Consider the following 23,829-nt stretch of genomic DNA (forward strand, 5'->3'; position numbering starts at 1 on the left):
ATAGACAGGCCGTCGAGAAATGCAATAAAGGGGGAATATCACTATTTTATCCCCCCTTATTAATGACCCCATATGTAATTAATTAATCAACCTTTTATATTTAGTTTAAATTAACTACAAAAAAAGTATAGAAAATCCAATGAATTTAGAGGTATTTTTAATTTCATCACCATGTCAAGTGGTGAATTGTACCTAACATAATTTATCATCTGGGTTTTAATAGTTTTTATAAAATTAAGATAATTCCAAATATTCATGTAAATTAACTTTTATTAATCTATAATGAAGTCGATGGAAAAAATTGGGGGGTATCGTATTGAAGAAAAAGTTTATTGTTCCTGCAGTTCTATCGTCAGCGTTGTTGGTAGGTTCTATCCCAGCCAGTAATGTATTTGCGAAGCCGGTTGATCCGATGGTGGCTAGTAGTGTACAAGCTTCTAAGTGGAATGAGAAGGCAAACGTTCCTGTTTTTGTGAAGGAGCGATTTGCTGAGAAATTCTCTTCTAGCAACTCTTCCAATGCACTAAATTATTTAAAGAAGAACGAAGGTAAAACCGGAATTAAAAATCCCGATAAAAACCTAAAAGTAAAAGATTCACAAAAAGATAAACTCGGTATGACCCACGTTCGCTTTAATCAATCAATAAATGGTGTGAACGTAGAAGGATCCGAAGTTATTGTTCATTTTAATAAGAATAATGAAGTCGTATCCGTCAACGGAAGAGTAAATCAGACGATTGCCGATGATGCGGTGGACACGACTGCCTCCTTAAGCAGTGATGCAGCACTAACGCAGGCACTTTCATCTGTCAATGCCCCTGAAGAGCTAACGTATGAGGCAACTTCTGAGCTTGTAGTCTATCCTTTTGAAGGAAAGAATCATACAGCTTATAAAGTGAATGTTAACTTCATGGGGGATGAGCCTGGCAACTGGTTTGTCTTTGTGGATGCAAACACGGGAGAAATCATCGATAAGTATAATGGTTTAATGCATGCTGATGAAATGAAAGCACAAAAAGGTGCTGGAAAAGGGGTACATGGTGCTCACAGGGAATTACATATTACCCAAGTGAAGGAACCTAAATCTGGAACTCAGTTTACGTTAGCTGATTACTCTCATAATGGTCTTGATGGAATACTTACCTATGATGCTAAAAATGATAATAGTTCCAGTAATGATACTCTATATGTGGGGAATTCTGCAGCATTTATCGGCGACTATGATGGGGCTCTTGTCGATGCACACTATAATTCGGAAAAGGTATATGATTATTACCTTAATGAGCATGGCCGAAATTCTCTTGATGGTGAAGGAATGGCCATCATTTCTAAGGTACACTATGGCAATAATTACAACAATGCATCCTGGAATGGGCGTTGGATGACCTATGGGGATGGTGACGGTGAGTACTTTATTTCACTATCAGCCGGTCTTGACGTTGCTGCCCACGAAATGACTCATGGCGTCATCACTCATACAGCAAATTTAGTTTACCGCAATCAATCTGGAGCACTAAACGAATCATTTGCTGACGTCTTTGGTGCACTTGTTGACGATGATGATTGGGAAATGGGCGAGGATATTATGGCACCAGCTGCTAAAGCTGACGGTGTAACGAGATTGCGCAGCTTGAGTAATCCAAACAGTGTTGTAGTAAGTAATGCGGAAAGAGCTGCATATGGCAGTGGAGTCTATCCGGCTCATATGGATGAATTTTATCACATGCCAACTTCGGTAGATGGCGGCGGTGTCCATGTTAACTCCTCGATTACAAACCACGCTGCATACTTGATTGGTCAAGAAATTGGAAGGTACAAGTTAGGACAAATCTACTATCGTTCAATAAGCGTTTATTTAACGCCAAATTCCGATTTTAGTGACGCTCGTAAGGCTATTGTTCAGTCTGCAATTGATATTTATGGTGAAGGCAGCAAAGAAGAGGCCGCAGCTGCTGCCGGATTTGATTCGGTGGGAATTTACTAAGCATTTAATTGGATCCGCCTGCAGGAATCAATATTTTTAGCGGACTTTAGAAGGATATTGAAGTGCGTTTTATGTTCCCCCAGAATAAGAGTTTGGGGGATTTTTTGTTATGATCTCACCAGCCTCCCATGTGTTGCCACATACACTTTGGACACGTGGAGTGCTGTTCACTACTTGTAAGGAAAGATAAATAAGAGATGTAACAGTGATTAAAGAGCCTTTTGTAAGGCTCTTTAATTTTATTAAGTATAGGGGGTTTTAAATAGATTGAGGACTATGGAGAAAAGGATATTACATGATGAATCACATTATATTGAAAATGGAGCCCGGTTTATGCTAATAGGTACTTTACTTTATAAGGGAGTTGCTTCGGCAGCGCTTTTTCTTTAAGGGCCATGTTCACCTTTTCAAGGCAGCTAACAGGTGCTGTTCCTATTATAAAGTCAACCAGTAAAAAATTACTGGTTGACCTTTTTTTAATATGTATTATTTATTTAACTATTCTAGTTGGAGGATTAAGACCGAATTTTCCTCGTAGTATGCTACTGCTAAACCCTATAAATCCTCCAACAATAGCTGGGATAATCCATCCTAGTCCTACATCGTACATAGGAAGAATTTTATTAAAAAAATTATTAATGGATGAAAAGTGTATACCAGCTCGATTTAATCCATCAAATAAACTAATTATAAATGTTAAAAGTAAGCTTCCTTGATACACTTCAGCTTTCCCTTTAATTAAAGAATGAAAAAATGTTAAGAAAATTAATACAATAGCTAATGGATAAATAGCTGTTAAGAGAGGAACAGAAACAGTAATTAACTGTGTTAGCCCAATATTAGCAACTATTGCACTAAAAATAGATAAACTAATAGCAATTGTTTTGTAAGGTACCTTTGGAAATAGTTTATGGAAGAATGAAGAACAAGATGTAACAAGTCCTACGCTTGTTGTTAAACAAGCTACTGTAATCATTAATCCTAATAATATCCCGCCATAAGCTCCAAAATAATAATCCGAGACTTTTGCTAATATAGTACCTCCATTTTCCAGGTGCCCAAGTTTTTCTACACTTGAAGCACCCATATAAGAAAGAGCTGAATACATGATTGCCAGGAAAAAGGCAGCAATTCCAGTTGCTTTTGCACAAACAACCATAATTTGTTTTTTTGTTTTAGCACCTTTTTCTTTAATGGCATTAATGATGATGATGCCAAAAACAAAAGATGCAAGCGTATCCATTGTTAAATAACCTTCTCTAAACCCATTAAAAAATGGTTGAACTGAATAATTCTTAATAGGTGCTTGAAAATCTCCGATTGGATGATTAAAAGCAACTACTACTAGGATTCCAATGAACGTTATCTTGATTGGTGTTAATATTTTCCCGACAATTCCGACAACTTTCGCGGGATTGATCGAAAAAAGGCACGTAATGCTAAAAAAGATGATTGTAAAAATAAGTAAAGGAACTGTGCCTGAATTTTCGGACAAAAAAGGTTTTACACCGATTTCAAAAGAAACGTTGCCTGATCTAGGCAAAGCAAATAAAGGACCAATGGCTAAATAAAGAATGGTTGTGAATACAATACCAAATACAGGATGTACACGACTTGCTAACGACTGTAAATCATCTTTCCCCGAAAAACCAAGTGCTAACACACCAAGTAACGGTAAGCCAACTCCTGTTATTAAAAACCCTGCATTTGCTGACCAGATATTCATTCCTGCTGATTGCCCAAGCATTGGTGGGAAAATTAAATTTCCTGCCCCAAAAAATAGAGCAAATAACATTAAACCAATAACTACAATAAATGAAAATGGTACTTTATTAGCCAAATTAAAACCTCCATGAAAGAATTAAATTTTACTTTTTTGAAAAAAGAATTTTCAAAAAATTACTCACAAACCTAAATACATAAGATTGTATTGTATTCTGACTGATAAAATTAATTTCAATATAAATTTAAAGTTTCTCCTTTTTGGGTGGCCTTATTAAATATGCAAAAAGGTTCTTTAAAATTTTAACGACAAGCAGAATATTTCTATGATTTCGATTCAAATGATAATCGGTGTGAATTACAGGAAATTCCCATTACTTAGCCCCCAAATAGTGATCAGTAATTATTAACTAAAATACCATTTTATAACTATTGATATATTGTAATACATACTGCTTACTCTTTAAAGGATAAAAAGGAGGAAAAAAACAAGAAATAAAGTTGTCATTGGAAGGTATAAAAGTGGATTACGGACTATAGGTTATACTTTTTTACTTGTGTCATACGTAGCAGCTGTGAAAAGACAATCCTGGTTGTTAGTTGGATTTAATGAAAAAATATAATAGCATAGTTGACTATCCTTATGATGTAACGGTTCTTATAATTGCTATGTTGGTTTTATTAACAATTGTGTACGTATCTATCAATAGAAGGTTACTCGATTAATTCAACTAATAGGTGCTATAGCCTATAATCGGAGCAGTTTTTAAGGCAGTTTTTCTTTATGCGACTATCGGGGCAATTTAGTTGAAGATTGCTGTTTGATCTTTATTAAACAATTGGACCATTTTTTTGAATAATTTAAGTTCTAATATTTTACTGTGGTAAATATGTTAAATAGGCCGTGAATATACTGTGGATATGTTAAGACTTTAATTAGGAAAGGAGTGAATAAGCAATTATGAAACAAACGATGCGCGTTCTTATTTCTGGTTCGAGCATTGCCGGTCCGGCACTTGCTTACTGGCTTCACCGCCACGGATTCGACGTGACTGTAATAGAACGTGCACCAGCATTGCGCACGGGTGGGTACGGGGTTGATATCCGTGGTGCAGCCATTACGGTGCTAGAGGGGATGGGTATACTCGATCAAGTTCGTGCAGCTGACACGAACATGACTGGTGTTTACTTCGTGAATAGCAAAGGGAAGATCGAAGGTCAAATAAGCGAAGCGAGTATGGGAAACCACCAGGGTCTGGACATCGAAATCATGCGTGACGATCTTTGTCACATTTTGTACGATTTAACTAAGGATACGGTCGAATACATTTGGGGCGATTCGATTACCGCAATACATGAGACTGAAGCTGGTGCAGAAGTTCAATTTATTTATTGCAAGCCGCAGACTTTCGATCTGGTAATCGGAGCGGACGGTCTCCATTCTAATGTACGCACCTTGACTTTTGGCGACGAAGCACAGTTTAAACGTACGCTTGGCTGTTATATCTCAATTTTCACCCTTGAGAATTACCTCAACCTCGACCACCGCCAGCTGTTTTATACGATACCAGGCAAAACTGTAGGTATGTATAGCGCCCGTAACAATACCGAAGCAAGGGGTATGTTCTTGTTCCAATCAAAGGCATTGAAATACGACCGCTATGATACAGATTCTCAAAAGAAACTTGTAGAAAATGCATTCGTAGGCCACACGGGTTGGGAAACCTCGAATCTACTCAAAACCATGAAAGATGCGACAGACTTTTATTTTGACGAGATTTGCCAGATTCACATGCCGACATGGTCAAAAGGCCGGGTTACATTGTTAGGAGATGCGGCGTATGGCCCATCACCCCTATCGGGTCAAGGGTCTAGCCTGGCGCTTGTCGGAGCTTTTGTATTAGCTGGTGAACTCAAAGCTGCAGATTGCGATTTCACCCGTGCCTTTGTTGCCTACGAACAAAAAATGAGAAGGTTTGTTGAGAAAAATCAAAAAATAGGACTAATGGCTGCCGGGAGTATGATTGAAAGCTCAACCTTCAAAATCTTTTTACGCAATTTAATGTTTCGCGTACCCATCCTTATGATCGTATCGTTTAAGTTGATTTCGAAAATGATAGCGAAAGCTGCCAACGGGATTGAACTGAAAGATTATTGATATGCGATATTTTAGAGACGAATTTCAACCAGTCTTTAAAACAATACAAAACCCGAACAATTTTCTGCCTGGCAGCTAAGCGTAAGCAGGCTCTTAAGCCTTTAATATTATTGTTAATCTTCCGCAATCGGGAGCGATTCTTTAATAAGGTGCTTCAGTTTAATTAGAAAAAGGATCTTCCTAATCGAAGATTCTTTTTTCATTGCATATAAGGTCGCTTATTTGTTAACTAGCTTACTATTTTTTTCTAAGGTTCTGACTGATAGTAGAACTACTATTCTGTTTTTAAACAAATTTTCATCAAAAATGACTAAGTATTTTTATGGTTTTAAAAAAACTTCGGCCAAAATAGTAAGTTTTTCGTCTAATATGTATACACAAAAAAACAAAAGAAGGTGATCAACATAATTGCGTCTAATCACAGAAATCCGGAGGATAACGATAAAGCTTTTTTAGGGCTATTTCGGCAATACGAACAGGATATTTATAGAATGGCATATGTTTACGTGAAAAATAAAGATGATGCACTAGACATTGTTCAGGAAACAGCATACCGGTCTTTCCTAAAATTTAATACATTGAATGACTTGAAGTTTTTTAAGACTTGGATCATTAAGATTACAATAAATTGTGCAATTGATTTATTAAGGAAAAAAAAGAAAGTGGTTCATTTAAACATAGAGGAAGATGAGTTTATTTCTAACAGCACGGAAGATATCCCTTTGTCACTAACCCTACAGGATTTATTAGAAGCATTAAATGAAGATGAAAAAACTGTACTATTACTAAAATACTATCAAGGATACACCTTTGGCGAGATTTCAGAGATTTTAAATATACCATTAAGCACGGTGAAATCCGTTTTATATCGAGCATTACAAAACCTTTCCAAAAAAACTAGGAGGGTTGATATGTATGAACAATAAGATAAGACAAGAGATGGATAAAATAGAGATCCCAAGTGAGTTAAATAATAGGGTTATATTAGGGATGGAGAATGCAAAAAAAGATTATGAAAAGCCTAATCAACATAAACCTGAAAGCAAGAATGATAGAAAAAGATGGAGTCTTAGAAAAAAAGTAATTCTTTTCAGCAGTGTTGCTGTATTATTACTTGGATTGTTAATAAGTTCTGCTTTTGTTTCTCCTGCAATGGCAAACGTGATTTCACATATTCCATATTTAGGCTCAATATTTCAATCGGAATCAATAAGTAGCTTAATTATTGATGAATTAGAGGAAAAAGGATACAAAATTAGTGGAACAGGAATCAGTTACAAGCCTAAAAAGGAATTAGAAGTAAGAGTAGAAGGTTCAGATGATTATTTTAATGATGTAAAAGATGAGATCGAAAAGACCGTGAAAGGAATTTTAAAATCAAAAGGCTATGATGCCTATTCCGTAAAAGTTAGTAAAGAACTAGCACTAAATGCTTATGTCCTTAATGAAGAAGAAATAAAACTTGGAAGAGAAATTACAAACAAACTAAAACAATTGGACTATAAATTTTATCCGATACTAATCTTCCCTAGGGCAAAAGTTATTTCTATAAATATAGACGGATCCAGGAAATACTACGATGCCGTTAAAGATGATGTTGAGAAAGCGGCAATAGAAGTTACAGAATTGAATAACTATAAAGATTATAGTATTGATGTAAACAGATCGACTGTTAAGATAGCGAAAGCAGATACAGGAGCATTAATTACACCTGCGATTGCTGAAGGGCTGATGTCAAAAAAGGATTTTAAGGTTACTGGTGTAGGTTATAAAGAAAAACCGTTGAGCTTCATAATAAGTACCTCCATCCCAAGTTCTGATCCAGAAGCAAAAGCACTTGGGTCTGAAATCGAATCAATGATTGTTGAATTTCTGAAATCAGAGGAAATATCGTCAATATTAGGTGAGGAATCTTATGAAATTAAAGTAAAGAGCAAAGACAAAAAGAAAATAAATAAATGAATGAAGATGGTTCTTCAAGCCAAAATGTTTTTTAAGGAGTCTACTTATTATATGAAGTTATATGATAAAAAGAAAAAGGTACAAATGAAATATAGAAAGAAAATTAAGGAAAAGAAAGAAGATGAAAATAACAGTAAAAAAGTGTTTGTTATTTGTACTTTCATTGTTTTATTTATTCTGGTGACATACTGGGGGTGATTTATTTCAATCTGAAATCCCTAAATAAATAAGGAGTTGAGTTGTTTATATGTTTGATGTTGCATTGTTATTTATTATTGCTTTTGCTGGAGGAATTATTACTATAATCGGTTTCTTCGTCATATTAGGTCGAAGGATTTCAGAACCGAAAAAAGCACTTCAACTAAGAATAGATAATCTCGACTTTATCTACATATCATAATAGCCAATTTATTAATAAAAAGTTATTCCAGATTATGGCCCTTTAATTGAACAAGAAAGGGAAGGTGCCTCAATTTAATCTTCTTGTAGACTTCTGTATACGCTACCTTTAATTGCTCTTTAAGTTGCTTGGTATTATTTTTCAATTTCATAATCTTCCGTTTCAGTGATTCAATAAGGGCATCTTTCCGCCAACATAGTTTTTGAAGGCTCCAACCGAATGGGCAGCCTCGGTTATAGAAGATTTGAGATATTTATTTCCCTTTTGGGCTCTGGTTGATTTCCTTTACCCCGTACTTTCATTGTGTCCTGTATGAGGGGGGCCCATGAACATAATCTGGCTGCACTTTCGAACTATTTTTCAACGCCCGTTCTGATTTTAGTTAGAATCAGTTCGTCCTTTCGAGCGGCAATATCGGTATAGAATCCAATCGTTCTATGTTTTCTTGATATACACTAACTTTTTGTGGCAACCTCTCGATCGAGTTTTCAATCTGTTCAGTCAGAAAATCAATATGAATTAGAGTCGTTTTGACCATCATGCGTTGATGAGAGTTCACATATCAACTCAGGGTAAGGATTAACTCATCTTTTTTCTTCTTTAACGAGCGTCACGCAAAGCTTGCTTCCAATAACCCATGACAAAGAAGTGAGCAATCCACTCATCATCAATCCGTTCTAGAAAAATTTAATTGGATATTTAATCAATCAATCGGGCATCATATTAAAGGACTTTTAAAGGTTTCATTATTAAATATGGAGGGATTTTTTATGGATAATAACACCAAGAAAAAAATTGAATCTGAGGTTAGAAAAAGTGTGGATGTTGAGATTGGACAAGATTTAAGTGACTTTAGAAATCAATTAAATAACCTGCAATCTTCACTATCTAAAATACAACAAGGGCAACAACAATCCGGCCAGCAGCTGGGTCAACAAAATCAACAACAATCACAGGGTCAACAAAATCAATTATCGCAACAGATTCAACAATTAAGTGGTCAAACACAACAACAATTACAACAAACAGATCAACAATTACAGGAATCTATTCAACAAGCAATTCAAACTTTAAATCAAGCTTCCCAATATGTTCAAAGTAATCGAGCATTAACTCAAATGAATCAAGCTGTAAGTCAGGCCCAACAGCAGTTACAACAAATGATCGGGGGGCAGCAACAATCCGGACAGCAAATGGGAAATCAACAAGGTCAGCAACAATATGGCCAAATGGGACAGCAAAACCACCTACAATAATGTATTTCTAATAAACATATAAAAATGTTGGGAAAAGACTACTCATAACAGGGAAGCCTTGAAAGGTTCATAATGAACGCACAGTGCGTTGGTTCTAAAAAGACCGTTATTATGAACTATACCCCGGATAAGGGACACAAAAAAAGTGGTCCCTTATCCTTTCAGATTATGGATAATAGAATAATTCTAAAATTTTCTTCCTTCTCAAATAAATCATCCACTCTAAAGGCAGTAAGTTAGAGATGTGGTGATAAGGATTTATTTGTCAGCAATAAATTTCGCCCGCTAAATCACCATAAATCATTTATTCCTAATAGTGCAGAGTCTATTTTCACGAATGTATTAAACAGGCATTTTGTAAAGTTTATTGATGTCTGATTATGCTAAGAAGTATGTTGTACACTGGTTCATCCATGGGAACGCAAAAATTTGTGTCATATTAATACTTTTAAAGCCTTGGTATTACTGGGTTTCTCAGTTATCAAGGCTTTTTTTAATTTTAAAATGAAAAGGAACTGGTATACTATTTCATCTTAAGCCTTATCCTTGTATTTAAGAATAACCATCCACACTTTTTTCTCCGAGTTCCTTTGATACGTGGGCATAGACATTTAAACTCGTCTGCTAGTAAAAACTAACCATAGCCGATTCATTTATTTTCCATAAATCAAATCATGTCTGATATCGTTCATAATTGAAGCACCCAAAATTAAAGAATGATCTATATTTAATCTTCTATAAATTTAATCCAAATCTCTTTAATTCAATGAAGATACTTTCCAATCGTTCCCCTTTTTCTGTTAACGTATATTCCACACGAGGAGGGACCTCTGGAAATACTTTTCTTTCCACTATCCCATGATATTCCAACTCTTTAAGGCGTAATGAAAGTGTTTTCGGACTAATTCCATCCAATGATTTTAATAAATCACGGAATCGCAACGTTCCTTCGATAAGCAGATCCCGAATAATTAAAAAGGTCCATTTAGTACTGATCACGTTAATTGTTCTAGCAATGGGGCAAGGCTCACCTGATGTTCCTTTGGTCAGTACGACCGGCTCAGTAACACTCATCTGACACATCCTCCCTAAAATTTTTTTTGGACTATTTTACCTTATTCTATCACAATAGTATACTTTCAGAAACTTTATGAAATAAATATCACTACTTCCGTAAATGAACTTACTATATATATAATATCGATGAGCATATTATTCTATCACAATATTGAGGCAGTGCTCAGGCGAGAAATCAACGGCTCATTGCACTCTTAATCAGTGCTTTTGCTATCGGTAGCACAGAGTTCGTCATCATGGGTATTCTTCCGGATGTAGCAAATGATTTGATTGTTACTTAAGCGAAAAAGGGTTATTGGTAACTGGCTCTGCTCTAGGTGTCGTAATCGGAGGTCAAATTATCATCGCATTTACCGGACGTTTGTCTGGTAAATCGTTGCTGTTCTGTTTCGTGCTAATCTTTGTTGCAGGGAATCTACTGGCAGCAGTACCTCACAGTTATCAAGTTCCAATGCCCGGCCTTCGGATCTAGACATCGTATTTCTCATCAGGATTGCCAGCCTCGTTCCACGCATCCAGGGAGAGGTTATTTAGGATTATTCGTCATGAAATCCGCGTCCTTCGCAACTAACAGCTATTCTCGCTTTAATCATTAAGGTTGTCGAAAGCAAAAAGGTGGCACAGCACTTTTAATCTAGCTAATGCCGAAGGAGGTTGGGTAATAGATCATGTGCCGGGTCTCATTTACATCGAGTACAGAAATTCCTCGGAATGGTTTCACTTGCTATGATGTAATAAAAAAATTCGAAGGTTGAAAAATTTGTATCCGAACTTGATATACATCTGTAAGAAGTATTGAATTTTTAATCTATTAAGTAAGATCATGAGGAGGTATAAACATGTTAAAAGGTAAAAAAGTTGTGATTATAGGCGGAAGCTCGGGGGTTGGTTTTGAATCAGCTAAACAAGTAATAGCCCAAGGAGCAGGAGTGATTATTGCCAGCCGTTCCGAAGATAAATTACAGAATGCAAAAGAGAAACTAGGAGATAGAGCTACGGCTTTAATACTAGATACAACACAAGAACAGCAAGTTCAGTCCTTCTTTGAAAAAGTCGGCCAGTTCGACCATCTTGTGGTGAGCGCGGCAGAAACATCCGGAGGGTCATTCCTCCAAACAGATACAGCCAAAGCTCGACAATTGTTTGAAAACAAATTTTGGGGCCAATACTACGCGGCTAAATACGGTGCTCCTAAAATTTTACCACACGGATCGATCATTTTATTCTCTGGGGTTGTTGCCTACAAATCGATGGTCGGTTCATCAATTCTAGGAGCAGTCAATGCGGCCGTTTCGAATCTAGGTCAGACCTTGGCATTAGAACTTGCTCCGATCCGAGTGAATATCGTTTCGCCCGGTATCATTGATACACCTTCCCGCAGCGAAATGCCAGAAGAAACTCGCAATAACTTCTATGCTACGTTGGGAAACAAACTTCCTGTGAAACGAATAGGAAGAGCTGAAGACGTTGGACAAAGTGTACTATACTTGCTCCAAAATAGTTTCGTGACTGGAACCGTTCTTCATGTGGAAGGCGGTCATATTTTAGCTTAAGCCCGCAGTAAAATTGTTTGTTCAATCAGATTATAAAGCGGCTTTTCATTGAAAGGCCGTGTTTTGAGTATAAAAATGTCAAACAGCCGTTATCCCAAGGGATTTCCGGCGTTCCTCAAAAAGAATCTAATGGTATTAGTAATATTAGACGGGAGCCCGCCACGCGTCCATCAAGCCAAGGAAAAATCCTATCCTTAAAACAAGAAAAACGCTATTCTTTTTTTGAAATCAATACGAAAGGAAGGCGTTTTTTTATGGGCTTCATTAACAACTACAACTCATTACCCAGGAATTATACCGTAATTTATCCCTCGAGCTATTTTGCTAATAATGAACGTGAAACACGCGGAAAGAGTGTAAATGACATAGTAAAAGCTAGGAGATACACGGTATATGCTGAAATTAGGTAGGGGGGGGCTGTGGCAGCTCTTTTCTCATAGAACTAAATGGGCAGTTAAGTGCAAGGACAAGATATAATAATTCCTATTAAATGATATGGGTGGGGAATATGGAAAAACCAGTTGTAATCGAAAATTATAATCCAAATTGGTCGAAGGAATACGGGCAGGAAAAGAAGAAGATAATGGGGGTCTTAAAAAAGGACAATATTTGCATTGAACATATTGGGAGTACATCGGTTATTGGATTAGGAGCAAAACCCATTTTGGATATAATGGTTGGCGTTAATAATTTAGAAGAAGTGGACAAATTTATTGAACCCTTAAAACAAATAGGGTATGAATTTGTAGCTCATAAGGAATTTCCAGAAAGGAGGTTTTTTAGAAGAGGACAATGGAGAGCAGGAACACACCATTTACATATATACAAGTTTGAAAGTAGATATTGGAATAATAATATTTTGTTTAGAAATTATTTAAGAACTCATTCTGATGTACTAAAACAATATCATCAATTAAAAAAGGATTTAGCTGTAGAGCATTACTTAGACAGAACTGGATATACTCAAGCAAAAGAACCGTTTATACAAAATGTCCTTGAAAAAGCAAAAGAAGAACAAAAAAATAAATAAAACCTTCTTCTGTCATTAACAATTGCTTTACTTTATTTTTGAAAATAAACTAGTGGAAATAAATGTATTTGGTTCATTTCCAGTGACATTAATAAGTGGTGATTTTAGGTAGGAGGAGAGGTAACTCATGAAAAATCGAATGGATACATTCAAGGGATCAAAGCATTTCCGGCTGAATCAAGTCGCTGAGGGTATATTTTCAGCAATTTCGGTCCCAGGTACCGGATCTTTAGGGGTATCTGTTGGAAAAGGGGGTATGAACGACAAAAATCCTTATTACTACGATTTTCATGTTTATGAAAGAAAAACTTTATTCAGCTAACGGGTGTGTTAGCAGATGATCAGAGCTGTCTTGAAGGCATCTTACTTCAACTAGAAGCTGTTGGTTTATGGTGAATAAATGTAATACATGTATTGTTCTAATAGCCTTAAAGCCTTGGTATTGCTGAGTTTCTCAGTACCAAGGCTTTTTTGCATAATAAAAGGGAAATAGCAGGCTGAACACAATTTGACAACAATTGTGTAGAGAATCTTATCTCTATATGACATTTAAAGTGGATCCAATATTTATTCTAGATTCATTGGAACTTATAAACGTTCGCCATAAAGTTCTTTTTCTTCATTTGGATGAAAAAGAGTGAATCCTTTTGAACAAAACACAAACCTTCTATCTATCTCGAATCCAGCTTTATTCAAAATTTTAACTGTCCCCTGTGAACCAGTTCCGGCATACCCGCAACTACAACCAGATAGGTGTAGCTCATTTCCTTTTTTGTCTATAAGGATGAGATCGCTATCGACCAAAATATTGTCTTTATTAATTTCTTTAACAATTTTTGCAATTTTAAAACGGTCAAATTGATCTTTAACTGCTTCGAATAACGCAATACTTTTATTGGTAACACCGCTATCTTCACCGTAATCTTTTATGACCAATACTTCCCGCTCATATGATTTCTTATATAGATGGTACTTTTGATAAGTGACGTCATTAATTTTACAAATAAGTGGATTATCACCATTCGGTTTTTTATTCGTGGATTTATTAAACATTGCGCCCCTCCTAAAATAGTTATTTTATTAAGTTTATTAGGAGAAAAAGAGATTAGTACTAAGAACCTGATAAGAGGCAAATTTTTTTATTTTAGCTTCTCGTTTAACTAAATGTAAGAAGAATTAGTATTAAAGATGTTAAGGAGTTGCTGGGAATGAATCGTGATACCTTTAAGGTGTGTGGATGGAGCTGATAGAAAGGAGTAAAATTGTGAAGTCAAATTAAAAAGCACCTAAAAGCCGCTTTTTCAATGTATATCTTTTTAAAGTAATGAACATTCATTATGCTAATAACGATTTCGACTATTGCAAACATTATTATATCGATCAGATTATTTTCATCCATAGAAAATGATAGGGAGCGAAAATTTCAATATATGTATAAGCAATGAAAAATAAAGGTATTGACCATAAGTTGCTGCGTAAAAATAGTGGAATCGTTAAGCTAAAAAAGGGTAAGAAAAAACCAAAATCTTCTCTACTTCTCTTTTTATAAATAATGATTAATACGGAGATTACAATCACGTTGATAATTATAGTGAAAATTAGGTCAATAACTTCATAGAAGGAAGGTTAACACTTGGACAATCCTATTAACAAATGCGGTTGTATGGACTCGTAGCATGACAGACTATTCAACAAATCCGTAGATTGTCTACGTATTTCTCCAATCAGTTGCATACTTCCTTTGATATTTTGTATCCTCTTCTTTTTCAACCAAATCCAATGCGATTTGCTTTATTTCCTCATCTTTATTTCATTAAACAAATTCCTAAGTCCTTGAATGATATCAAAAATGAATTAAGGTGTAGTTTTTTTTATGAACACAATTTATAAACCGATCAACAAGACTTTTTATTACCATCTCTTTTTGCTCAGTGCCGGCTAGACTTATTTTCCATATAGATTGTAGGCTACCTTTTGCCAAACCAGAAAGAAATTGGACAGCCCTCGATCCTCGATGGCTATCAGAATGTGTTAAATCCAACTTCAATTGTTCCCATACTTCATAAGCCCAGTCCACCTCTTCTTTGGTAGATGCAAGAATATGATTGTAGGCTTCGTATTGTAAGTCCTTATCTTGAGAAAGTAAATTTTCCGATGTAGGGGCAAGGGTCTTCTCGTATTAAAAGACTTAGAAGATCAATTCTTAAACTGCTGCTGTTACTGCAGGGTTTTGTTTGGTAACGATAGGGGATGTTCAAACGATTCTCTAAAGAGACTCAATTTTCAAAAAATAATTGACGAATATCCATGGGAATATTATGATGATTCTATTAACGGCTATTTAACGACGTATTATTTGTTTTTAAATAGTTATCAAAATACTAGAGTCATTCAATTAACCTTAAAAACAAAGGGGATGCTTTATGAAAAAAGAAATGTCATTCGGTGTTGCAATAATACCGCTCATCGTCATGATTGTAATGATGGCAATTACGGTTGTCTGGCTGGAACAGGGTCCACATATTCCACTTATTTTAGGAACATCAGTTGCAGCTATTGTTGCTTTGTGTTCTGGATATAAGTGGAGTGAAATTGAAGAGTCTATGTACAAGGGGATACGTCTCGCTCTGCCAGCAGTCGTCATCATTATTCTGGTAGGGATGGTGATTGGGGCTTGGATGGGCGGAGGAATTGTTGCCACAATGATATATTATGGTCTCAAAATCCTCACACCTTCGTTTTTTCTTGTAAGCATCTCGGTTATTTGTGCAGTGGTATCATTGGCTATCGGTAGTTCGTGGTCAACTATGGGGACTATCGGTGTTGCTGGGATGGGGATTGGACTAAGTATGGGGATACCTGCGCCAATGATTGCTGGGGCCATTATTTCAGGCTCATATTTTGGTGATAAAATGTCACCGCTTTCAGACACGACGAATCTTGCATCCGGGCTGACAGGAACAGATTTATTCGTGCATATTCGCCATATGCTCTACACCACGATTCCGGGCTTTATCATTGCCTTGGTCGTGTATGCCATTCTTGGGAGGGATTTTGGGAAAGGAGATATGGATGCTGCGAATATTGAACAAACGATCCGTGTTTTACAGGATAGCTTTGTCATTTCCCCATTCCTATTGATCATTCCGTTAATCGTCATTATTCTTGTTGCTAAAAAGGTTCCAGCCATTCCAGCATTGATAATAGGGGTCTTGCTCGGTTTCTTATCACAAATTTTCATACAAGGTGGCAACGTGGCTAATGCAATAGCAGCTTTGCAAAGCGGCTTCGTGATTGATACGGGCAATAAAATGGTCGACAAGCTGTTTAACGGCGGCGGATTGGATTCAATGATGTACACCGTGTCAATGACCATTGTTGCGATGACATTTGGTGGAATCCTTGAAAATACAGGCATGCTTCAAGCGATCGTAAAGCAAATATTAAAATTTGCAAAAACATCAAGAAGTATCGTAGCATCAACGGTCTTATCATGCTTTGCGACGAATATTACATGCTCGGAACAATATATTTCCATCGTGATTCCTTCACGTATGTATGTAAAAGCTTATCGTGATAAAGGATTACACTCGAAGAACCTATCCCGCGCACTTGAGGATGGCGGAACATTGACTTCGGTATTTGTTCCTTGGAATACTTGCGGAGTATTTATTTTAGCTACACTTGGTGTGCATGCATTCGATTATGCACCATATGCGATTCTGAATTTTATCATCCCGGTTATTTCTATCATTTATGCGATGACTGGCTTTACAATTACGAAATTGACAGAAGCTGAAATTCAAAGTATCAAGAAAGAAGAGGAAGCAACTCTTCCAATATAACTTGCCGAACTTTTAATGGGACATGCTCCAAAGCAGGAGCCCTTCGAAAAGAGGGTTCCCTCAACGAGAACCTTTCTTTTCTTTGGATTTAGTATACTGGCAAATTAAGTTCATAAACAGCTCGGGGACGCCCTTTTGAATAGGTCATTTCTTCTCCAACGATGGTCACATGACCATGATCGGATAGTTTTTTTAGAATTCTTTCTGTGGTACGACGGGTCACCTGTAAATAATCCTCTAGTTCAGCAGCAGTGAATTGGATGGATTGGCGGGAATGACTGAACTGGATGATTTTAGATATGTTTGCAGGGCTCAATTTTGTCTGTTTGGCCACCTGAAGAAGTTCGGGATGATCGTTTTTCAAGCGTTGCTGTTTAGCATGCTGTGGAAACGGGCCAAGCAAATCTTTGTCTTCTGTGAAAATGTATCCGCATTTGTCATCACTATGTTTTTCAGCAAAACCGAGGGCAATCTTTGCATGTCGATCTGCATCCATAATAGTTGAACCATATCCGAAACCAATCGTGCCCTTTTTCTGTAATTGGGCAAAAAAATGATTCAGCCCGTTTCTGTTCATCAATGATTCGATATCACCACGGGTGCTGTACAGTATGAAATGGCAGTCTTCAAGTAACTGGACGGAGGCTTGAATTTCATGTGCCAACCCATCTACCAGTTCATGAGCGTTCGCTTCTTCCGATATGACATAGCAAACGGCAATTTGTGAAGACCTGCTTTTAATTAGGTCTGTATGGGCTTTAATATCCTGCAGTGCTTTAAAGATGGAACTTTGAGGATCAACCATGCGCATGGCAGGTACACCAATAAGCTGCAGTTGATCAAATACAGAATGTACGCTTGTTAGTGCAAGATCAATGAAACCATCTTTCCAAAGTTTTTGATGATAACAAGTGATCAGTGAAATGTCAAATGAGTCCTTAAGCATTTCCTGGTAATCCATAATGTAGCTTGTATCCATCTCGATTTCGAGGTCAGCTAATACGTTCGTGACAATGGAGGCTTGGCTAACATCGATGGAAATTCGGTGAGGAGAGATTTTTTTATGATATAGCACGGATAGTAAGGAAGAAGCGACCGACATCTCATCTTGTGCTAAATAAAAAGAAGGAACCGGAAGATGCTCATGATATTTTTTTGAAAAATAGTACGGCAACGCCCCTGAAAACAACACAGCATCACACGGCTTTAGAGTTTTTATAAGCAGACCCGCCTCAGTAGGTTTCTGATATATATAGGCGTCAAAGTCAATTTCAGCAATTTCCGATGTTATGGATTCAATTCTTTCGATAAATTCAGTGGAACCAATGACAGCAATTCTTGTATTCATTGTTAACCTCCAGGTGAATGAGCTAATGTATTCCTAAATAACGGTGTATTAACGACAACTATATCAAATTCGGACAATCTTGTGAATCGAAAGGGAGTTTAGAAATGAAAATTACAGCGATCCACCTATATGCGATCCATCTGCCTCTTAAAGAGCCATTTGTGGTTAGTTACCATACCTACAAATTTATGCCATCGATTCTTGTAAAAATAGAGACGGCTGAAGGGATTGTTGGGTACGGGGAAGGTGTGGCAGACGAACATGTGACAGGTGAGACATTGGAAGGGACCTACCAGGTGTTGAAAAATACGCTGGGACCCATACTGTTAGGCAAGAATCCATTTGAAATCGAAAGTCTACATGATTTGATGGACAAAACGATTTATGGAGCCCCTACAGCTAAGGCGGCTATCGATATTGCTTGCTTTGATATCATGGGTAAGAAACTGGGGCAGCCAGTCTACCAGTTAATAGGGGGGCGTTATCATGATGAGTTTCCGATTACCCATGTCTTAAGTATAGCCTCTCCCGAAAAAATGGCAGAAGAAGCGGCTGCTATGGCCGATAAGGGCTATCAGTCATTTAAAATGAAGGTTGGCACCAATGTCAGTGAGGATGTGGCACGTATTCAAGCTGTGCGCGCCCGTGTGGGTGAGAATATCGCAATACGAGCAGATGTTAATCAAGGGTGGCGGAACAGTGCGGTAACTCTTATAGCGATTGATCAATTGCGTGAATGCGAGCTTGATTGGCTTGAACAACCGGTAGCTGCAGATGACATCGATGGAATGGTTGAAATAAAATCGAAGTCTACGATCCCGTTGATGATTGATGAGGGGTTAAAGGGCACCCGGGAAATGCGTGAAATTATCCAGAAACGAGCAGCCGATAAAGTAAATATTAAACTGATGAAATGCGGTGGCATATATCCTGCGGTAAAGCTTGCCCACCAAGCGGAGCTTGCTGGGTTAGAATGCCAGATAGGCTCGATGGTTGAATCTTCTATTGGATCTGCAGCAGGATTCCATGTAGCTTTTTCCAAGAAAGTGATCACAAGCGTAGAACTCACCGGTCCATTGAAATTCTCAAGGGATGTTGGAAATCTATTCTATGATGTGCCATATATAAGATTGACTGAAAACCCAGGATTAGGTGTGCAGATAAATGAAGAAACGCTAGTTGAATTAACTGTTTTTCAGGATGTTATCCGATAAAAGGGGGAGCCACTTTGGAATTGATTTATGAGGGAACCATCAAAAAGGAATGGGAACATCACAAGCGGTTTGAGGTCAGAAAATTAGTGTTGGAGGATTTAATCGATATATTGCAAGTCCAAGAACAGATCGTTCAACATTTGAACGATAATGGTGTGCTTCAACCGCTTACCAAGGAAGAGTTTCAATATATTCTAGAAGGAAATGGACTGATGATTGGAGCATTCGTTTGTAAAGAATTAATTGCGTTCCGGGCGTTGCTGGCTCCTCCTATTGATGAGGATCATCTAGGTAGAGATATCGGATTGACAGAAAACGAGCTGTCGAATGTTATCTATCAGGAAATTTCAAACGTACTCCCTGCATACAGAGGAAATAAACTGCAACAGACACTTGCAACATTAATCATGAAGGAGCTGAACAATCACGAGTCAACTTACCGATATGTATGCTGTACGGTTGCGCCTTTTAACATCCCAAGTTTGAAGGATAAGTTTGCCCAGGGAATGGAGATTGCAGCATTAAAGGAGAAATATGGGGGGCAAATGCGTTATGTATTTGTCAAGGAATTGTCGGAAGTGGACGCATCTCATTGGCAGGAAATCCAGTTCATTGAGATGAATGATATTGCAGCCCAGCAAGAAATACTCGCAAAAGGTTGGCGTGGATTCAAAATGGAAGAACAGGAAGGAAAACAGTTAGTCTTTTATGGCAGTAAGAATACGAGTTAAAATCACTTCGTAATTCTCGTTTGTTACTGGACTGCACCTCCAAGTGTTAGGTAAAATCTTACACTTGGAGGTGCTATTTTTTAGCATCAACCTCCCCAAAAAGAGGTTTTCTTAGCAAAGTAAGTAAAATATCATTTTTGCTAATTGGAAGAAATAACCTCGTTGTTAAGTTATGGTTAATACTTTATAATTTTCTAGAAATATAGAAACGTTATGAATAGGAGAAAAGTATGAAAAAACTGTTGACCATTTTACTTTCAATTACGATGTTAATTAGCTTGTTCCCGCAATTAGCATCGGCAGCTCCAAGCAATAATTTTGAGCAGGAACTTACAAAGTATTTAAAAAAGGTAAGCGATGTAAGGGGATTTGAAGTAACGAAGGATGATATTGAAAGTTCTCTTGCTACATATGATGAAAATATTAAAGACTTTCAATCTATTGATGATCTTAAAGAAACTTTAGGTGAAGTTATTAAAGCAGATTCAAGTAATTTAGATACCATTTATGAAGATTATAACCTAACTAATGAAGGCCTAATTAAACTATTACACGAAAATGGCGAAGAACTCGACGATTATATCTTTATCTGGGATCTGGATGAAGCTGTTTATTTCTATACAGAAGAGGGCGATTTTGAACAGGATCCAAATTTTGACCAAGATTTAGTCAAATATTTAACCAAGGTCAGCAAGGAAAGAGGCTTCGCAGTAACAAAGGAAGATATCGAAGTATCATTAGGCACCTATGATTTAAGTACTGAAGACTTTGAATCTGTCGAAGAGCTTAGCGAATTCTTAGGAGACGTCATAAAGGCAGACCTAAGCAACTTAGATTATTTTAATGAGAATTATGGACTGGATAAACAACCACTGCTTCAATTGCTAAAGGAAAATGGTAAAGATTTTAACGATTATATATACATAGATAATCTTGAAGAAACTGTTTGGACCATTACTGGCGGGGATTTGGAAGGAGAAGTTGCCGATGATCTTCTGCCTATTTTCGAGGGGGATCTCGGTCTAACGGAAGAGGAACTACAGCGACTTGAAGACCATTTAATAACTTTGGAAGATCATCTTTCAGATCCGGAAACAGTCAAGCGACTTGAAGAATTGGGCAACCGCATGATGGCTTTCGAGGATTTTGATGTAGCAACCGAGCTTACTGCTGGACAGATAGCTGAAATGGCATCTATCTATGAAGAACTACTTTCCATCTTTAAGCTAAAAGCATCCTATTCCCTTGTGAAAAGCGGCTCGGAATCACCTGTATCCCTTTTGGATTTAATGAAATTGGAAGAATTGAAGGGTGCTAACTTGAAAATAGCCATATACACTACTGACGGGAAGTTCTTGGCTGATCTTTTGATTACGGGTGAAATGGTCGATTCTAACACTCTTACTAATGCGGGCCAACAATTAAAGGATTCTGCTAAAGAAGTGACAAGGACCATTGAAAAGGCACCAGTTGCTAAACCAGTAAAACAAAAAATCAGCAATATTAAGAAATCGGAACATCATACGGTAAAAGGAGCTAAACTTCCAAAGACCGCTTCCGATTATATCCCTAATGCCCTTTTAGGACTATTCATTGTCTTGTTCGGGAGCTTGATGTATCGAAAAATAAGGAAAGCTTAATATGAAACAATTTAAGAAAAAGCGGTTACTTCTGCTTTCTTGTACAATTGCTATCATTTTATTTGGGGTTTGGTTTACCACATCCAATATGTATAAGTTTGCAAAAGGCTACTTTCTTTACAAGACTCATGCTCCAAGTAGCCAAGTAAAAGAAACTGTACAGAAACCACCAAGAAATGAAACAACAAAGAAAGAGCTATATCCTGTCCGCCCTAAAACGGGTGAAGAAATCGGGGAACTGTATATACCCAAACTAAAAGCAAAACTCCCCATTTTCCATGGAACAAACGAGGATGAATTGGAGAAAGGCGTTGGTCACTTTGCTGAAAGTGTGCTGCCAGGTGAAAATGACAATTCCGTTCTTTCCGGTCATAGAGATACGGTATTCCGTAAACTAGGGCAAGTAGGTGAAGGAGATTTGTTGATTGTAAAAACCTCGGCAGGAGAGTTCACATACAAAATCAACAAAGTTCGAATTGTAGATGAGGATGATCGTACCGTAATCGTACCAAAGCCACGAGCAACGCTTACCGTCAGTACCTGTTATCCTTTTGATTATATCGGGTCAGCACCTGAACGTTATATACTTGTCGCGTATTTGACTTCAAAAACAGTAAGTTAATCATCTAGAGCCCCAATAAGGAAATCCTATTGGGGCTCTAATAATATTATTTCCACAAATTCTATTTAAAAAGCAAATCAAAGTTGAAAGGATATTTCACTATATTGTTTAGCTATTCTTATTGCTCAAAGTACACGATGTAGCGGATTTTATTATTTTATGATGGTAAATATAAGAGCCGGCTATCAAAATATATCCGATAATGAAAAGCAGCCATCCACTGGCGGGGTCGCCCACTGATATGCTTGAATACATAGCACCCGTCAAGTCAAATACAAAACCGGCATAAGCCCATTCCTTGATTCTTGGAAAGCCAGGAATAAGTATTGCTACGACACCTAATAATTTTGCAATTCCAATAAAGGGTAGGAGGTAGGTAGGATAACCTAAATCATTAAATAAAGCGACTGCATCGGGAGCAGACATTATATCCGGAATAGAACCCAAAACCATTAATGCCACCAAAAGCCCTGTAAAGATCCAATATATAATTTTTGTTTTTTTCATTTATTCTCATTCCCTCCCTTAGATTGACATTTTAATCATATTCCACATTCCTTTTTTTAATGCAATCTATAAAAAATTATTGAACTTTAACAGTCGTGGCCCGATTCTTGAAGAATCGCTTAACTGTAGACAGATTCGAAGAAAACTCCTGTTTGCCTACAGTTTTTTCTTGAGAAATATTCTGTTGATTTCAGAAATCCGCTCCAACGAGTCCACAGCCGAAATCATGGGTGCAGCACGAATCCACGAGTAAATATGCCAAACTCACGAGTAAATGGCCAAAATTCACGAGTAAATGGCCAAAATTCACGAGTAAACGGCGCGAAATCACGAGTAAACGTGCGAAATCATGGGTGCAGCACGAATTCATGAGTAAATATGCTGAATTCACGAGTAAATGTGCGAAATCATGGGTGCAGCACGAAATCACGAGTAAATATGCCGAAATCACGAGTAAATAGCCAAAATTCACGAGTAAACGGCGCGAAATCACGAGTAAATGTGCGAAATCATGGGTACAGCACGAAATCACGAGTAAATATGCTGAATTCACGAGTAAATGTGCGAAATCATGGGTGCAGCACGAATTCATGAGTAAATATGCTGAATTCACGAGTAAATGTGCGAAATCATGGGTGCAGCACGAAATCACGAGTAAATATGCCGAAATCACGAGTAAATAGCCAAAATTCACGAGTAAACGGCGCGAAATCACGAGTAAACGTGCGAAATCATGGGTACAGCACGAAATCACGAGTAAATATGCCAAACTCACGAGTA

General features: G+C 37.2%; 22 protein-coding genes. 15 read left to right on the forward strand and 7 right to left on the reverse strand.

Annotated features, from left to right (window positions below; translation table 11 throughout):
* Nucleotides 1-301: 301 nt before the first annotated feature.
* The gene (locus UP17_RS08770; protein WP_349817594.1) at nucleotides 302-1,984 is read left to right on the forward strand and encodes a M4 family metallopeptidase; all 1,683 of its coding nucleotides are present in this window, start codon (nucleotides 302-304) and stop codon (nucleotides 1,982-1,984) included.
* 490 nt (nucleotides 1,985-2,474) lie between these two features.
* On the opposite strand, the gene brnQ is transcribed toward UP17_RS08770, so the two are convergent.
* A complete protein-coding gene (gene brnQ / locus UP17_RS08775; protein WP_061462567.1) occupies nucleotides 2,475-3,824 on the reverse strand; it encodes a branched-chain amino acid transport system II carrier protein in 1,350 nt (449 codons plus the stop codon).
* Between the two features lie 843 nt (nucleotides 3,825-4,667).
* Between brnQ and UP17_RS08780 the strand changes: the two genes are divergently transcribed.
* From UP17_RS08780 to UP17_RS08800, 6 genes are all read left to right on the forward strand, one after another.
* Nucleotides 4,668-5,864 (forward strand): FAD-dependent monooxygenase, encoded by a 1,197-nt coding sequence (locus tag UP17_RS08780; RefSeq protein ID WP_061462568.1) that lies wholly within the window; start codon nucleotides 4,668-4,670, stop codon nucleotides 5,862-5,864.
* A 395-nt stretch (nucleotides 5,865-6,259) separates the two neighbouring features.
* Nucleotides 6,260-6,790 carry a sigma-70 family RNA polymerase sigma factor gene (locus UP17_RS08785; protein ID WP_434218685.1) on the forward strand — a complete coding sequence of 177 codons (531 nt, stop codon included), beginning with the start codon at nucleotides 6,260-6,262 and terminating at the stop codon, nucleotides 6,788-6,790.
* On the forward strand, nucleotides 6,780-7,826 hold the full coding sequence (locus tag UP17_RS08790; protein ID WP_061462569.1) for a DUF4179 domain-containing protein: 1,047 nt from the start codon (nucleotides 6,780-6,782) through the stop codon (nucleotides 7,824-7,826). The genes UP17_RS08785 and UP17_RS08790 overlap by 11 nt, the downstream gene beginning before the upstream one ends.
* Before the next feature lie 51 nt (nucleotides 7,827-7,877).
* On the forward strand, nucleotides 7,878-8,024 hold the full coding sequence (locus UP17_RS28245) for a hypothetical protein (RefSeq protein ID WP_167555976.1): 147 nt from the start codon (nucleotides 7,878-7,880) through the stop codon (nucleotides 8,022-8,024).
* A gap of 49 nt (nucleotides 8,025-8,073) precedes the next feature.
* Nucleotides 8,074-8,226: a hypothetical protein gene (locus UP17_RS27440; protein ID WP_155727277.1), complete on the forward strand. Its 153-nt coding sequence runs from the start codon at nucleotides 8,074-8,076 to the stop codon at nucleotides 8,224-8,226.
* A gap of 770 nt (nucleotides 8,227-8,996) precedes the next feature.
* A complete protein-coding gene (locus UP17_RS08800) occupies nucleotides 8,997-9,482 on the forward strand; it encodes a hypothetical protein (protein WP_208857050.1) in 486 nt (161 codons plus the stop codon).
* 735 nt (nucleotides 9,483-10,217) lie between these two features.
* Here UP17_RS08800 and UP17_RS08805 read toward each other — a convergent pair.
* Complete coding sequence (locus UP17_RS08805) at nucleotides 10,218-10,556, reverse strand: winged helix-turn-helix transcriptional regulator (RefSeq protein ID WP_061462571.1); 339 nt, start codon at nucleotides 10,554-10,556, stop codon at nucleotides 10,218-10,220.
* A gap of 353 nt (nucleotides 10,557-10,909) precedes the next feature.
* Entirely contained in the window at nucleotides 10,910-11,035 is a 126-nt protein-coding gene (locus tag UP17_RS29200; protein WP_284149565.1) for a hypothetical protein, read from the reverse strand.
* Between the two features lie 363 nt (nucleotides 11,036-11,398).
* Between UP17_RS29200 and UP17_RS08810 the strand changes: the two genes are divergently transcribed.
* The 3 genes from UP17_RS08810 (at nucleotide 11,399) to UP17_RS08825 (ending at nucleotide 13,464) form a co-directional block, all read left to right on the forward strand.
* Nucleotides 11,399-12,112 carry an SDR family oxidoreductase gene (locus UP17_RS08810; protein WP_061462572.1) on the forward strand — a complete coding sequence of 238 codons (714 nt, stop codon included), beginning with the start codon at nucleotides 11,399-11,401 and terminating at the stop codon, nucleotides 12,110-12,112.
* 508 nt (nucleotides 12,113-12,620) lie between these two features.
* A complete protein-coding gene (locus UP17_RS08820) occupies nucleotides 12,621-13,142 on the forward strand; it encodes a GrpB family protein (RefSeq protein ID WP_061462574.1) in 522 nt (173 codons plus the stop codon).
* 127 nt (nucleotides 13,143-13,269) lie between these two features.
* Nucleotides 13,270-13,464, forward strand: coding sequence for a hypothetical protein (locus tag UP17_RS08825; protein WP_061462575.1), 195 nt, complete (start codon nucleotides 13,270-13,272; stop codon nucleotides 13,462-13,464).
* A 266-nt stretch (nucleotides 13,465-13,730) separates the two neighbouring features.
* On the opposite strand, the gene UP17_RS08830 is transcribed toward UP17_RS08825, so the two are convergent.
* Nucleotides 13,731-14,195, reverse strand: a complete 465-nt coding sequence (locus UP17_RS08830) for a hypothetical protein (protein WP_061462576.1) — start codon at nucleotides 14,193-14,195, stop codon at nucleotides 13,731-13,733.
* Between the two features lie 1,370 nt (nucleotides 14,196-15,565).
* On the opposite strand from UP17_RS08830, the gene nhaC reads away from it, so the two are divergent.
* A complete protein-coding gene (gene nhaC / locus UP17_RS08840) occupies nucleotides 15,566-16,987 on the forward strand; it encodes a Na+/H+ antiporter NhaC (protein ID WP_061462578.1) in 1,422 nt (473 codons plus the stop codon).
* Nucleotides 16,988-17,075: 88 nt separating this feature from the next.
* On the opposite strand, the gene UP17_RS08845 is transcribed toward nhaC, so the two are convergent.
* Nucleotides 17,076-18,335, reverse strand: a complete 1,260-nt coding sequence (locus UP17_RS08845; protein ID WP_061462579.1) for a hypothetical protein — start codon at nucleotides 18,333-18,335, stop codon at nucleotides 17,076-17,078.
* A 104-nt stretch (nucleotides 18,336-18,439) separates the two neighbouring features.
* On the opposite strand from UP17_RS08845, the gene UP17_RS08850 reads away from it, so the two are divergent.
* The 4 genes from UP17_RS08850 (at nucleotide 18,440) to UP17_RS08865 (ending at nucleotide 22,542) form a co-directional block, all read left to right on the forward strand.
* Nucleotides 18,440-19,549, forward strand: coding sequence for a mandelate racemase/muconate lactonizing enzyme family protein (locus UP17_RS08850; protein ID WP_061462580.1), 1,110 nt, complete (start codon nucleotides 18,440-18,442; stop codon nucleotides 19,547-19,549).
* Nucleotides 19,550-19,563: 14 nt separating this feature from the next.
* Complete coding sequence (locus tag UP17_RS08855) at nucleotides 19,564-20,280, forward strand: hypothetical protein (protein ID WP_061462581.1); 717 nt, start codon at nucleotides 19,564-19,566, stop codon at nucleotides 20,278-20,280.
* Nucleotides 20,281-20,510: 230 nt separating this feature from the next.
* Complete coding sequence (locus UP17_RS08860; protein ID WP_061462582.1) at nucleotides 20,511-21,920, forward strand: processed acidic surface protein; 1,410 nt, start codon at nucleotides 20,511-20,513, stop codon at nucleotides 21,918-21,920.
* Between the two features lies 1 nt (nucleotide 21,921).
* Nucleotides 21,922-22,542: a class D sortase gene (locus UP17_RS08865; RefSeq protein ID WP_061462583.1), complete on the forward strand. Its 621-nt coding sequence runs from the start codon at nucleotides 21,922-21,924 to the stop codon at nucleotides 22,540-22,542.
* A 108-nt stretch (nucleotides 22,543-22,650) separates the two neighbouring features.
* Here UP17_RS08865 and UP17_RS08870 read toward each other — a convergent pair whose 3' ends face one another.
* Both UP17_RS08870 and UP17_RS28465 read right to left on the reverse strand, forming a co-directional pair.
* Nucleotides 22,651-23,049, reverse strand: a complete 399-nt coding sequence (locus tag UP17_RS08870; RefSeq protein ID WP_061462584.1) for a DoxX family protein — start codon at nucleotides 23,047-23,049, stop codon at nucleotides 22,651-22,653.
* A 190-nt stretch (nucleotides 23,050-23,239) separates the two neighbouring features.
* Nucleotides 23,240-23,818 carry a hypothetical protein gene (locus tag UP17_RS28465; protein ID WP_155727278.1) on the reverse strand — a complete coding sequence of 193 codons (579 nt, stop codon included), beginning with the start codon at nucleotides 23,816-23,818 and terminating at the stop codon, nucleotides 23,240-23,242.
* Between the last annotated feature and the right edge of the window lie 11 nt (nucleotides 23,819-23,829).

The sequence above is a fragment of the Peribacillus simplex genome (genome assembly GCF_001578185.1).
Taxonomy (GTDB): domain Bacteria; phylum Bacillota; class Bacilli; order Bacillales; family DSM-1321; genus Peribacillus; species Peribacillus simplex_A.